1 protein-coding gene is annotated in these 1,186 nt (G+C 50.3%); it reads right to left on the minus strand.

Features of this window, described 5'->3' with window-relative positions:
• Positions 1–576: transposase (locus tag B0G52_RS35175; RefSeq protein ID WP_143762695.1), on the minus strand; the 576-nt coding region annotated here is incomplete at its 3' end.
• Positions 577–1,186: the final 610 nt, after the last annotated feature.

Here is a 1,186-nt window from a genome sequence, read left to right on the forward strand (position 1 = left end):
GCAGTCGTACTTGTCCTTTAACGGGGCTTTGGATTGCAGTTTAATCACAATTTTGTCTGGAGTGCCATCGTCCGCCTCCGAAGCGCCGATCAGCAAAGGCTGTTCTTGTTGATGCCAGTCGAAGGAAGGAACCATCCGTTTGCAATAGACGGAATCCGAAACGCGAACAATACCCGATAGCAGTCGATTCGATTCTCTCGCAGCCATGGCGCGGCGAATTTTGTGACAGATTAACCAGGCCGTTTTATAGGTGACATGGATCGCTTCGGAGAGCTGGCGGGCATTGACGCAGCGGGGCTGAGCATGCAGAAATATGGCCTGGAACCAACGATGAAGAGGCGTACGGCTGCCCTCCATAATGGTGCCGGCGATCAAGGAAGTTTGCGTATGGCAGGAGCGACATTCGTAGAGCGGAATCCGACGGGTGGAAATGAGATAGAAAAACGGGTGGTTACAGCGCGGACAGCGAAAGCCGTCGGGCCACTTCATCTCGAATAGAACAGAGAAACAATCCGCTTCCTCTTTATAGACGGAACAAAATTTTTGGAATTTCTCCGCGGCTTCTTTAAGGCTCATACGAATCTCCCTTCCGCATTAAACGAACGTTTGTTCTCTACTCAATTATACCAAACATTTGTTCTTATTTAAAGTTGCAATTAGTTAATTTTTCTTTTTACCATCATGATTTCCAACTGACTCAAAGGGATATCGGCAAAAGGGGGGGAGATAGAGGAAGGTAGCGGGATCGCGAACTGACCGGAAGGGATAGCGGCAAAAGGGGGGGGAGATAGAGGAAGGTAGCGGGATCGCGAACTGACCGGAAGGGATAGCGGCAAAAGGATGCGAAAGGCGGTGGGGCAGGTGTGGGCGGCGTGAACTGAATGGAGGGGATAGCGGCAAAAGGGATGAAAGGTAGGTGTGATGCTGGGGAGGACTGACGGAAGGGGATAGCGATAAAAGAAGCGAAAAGTGGAACGGGAAGGAGCAGCCGAACTGAGGGAAGGGGATAGCGATAAAAGAAGCGAAAAGTGGAACGGGAAGGAGCAGCCGAACTGACGGAAGGGGATAGCGACAAAAGGAGAGAAAAGTGGTGAATCGTCTACACTAAGTTGGACAGAAAAAAAGAGGGGGAGTAGAATACAAGAAAGAGTTGAAGGAGCGGATCGTTGATGTCACAGCAAAGACG

The sequence above is a fragment of the Cohnella sp. SGD-V74 genome (genome assembly GCF_003001675.1).
Taxonomy (GTDB): domain Bacteria; phylum Bacillota; class Bacilli; order Paenibacillales; family Paenibacillaceae; genus Cohnella.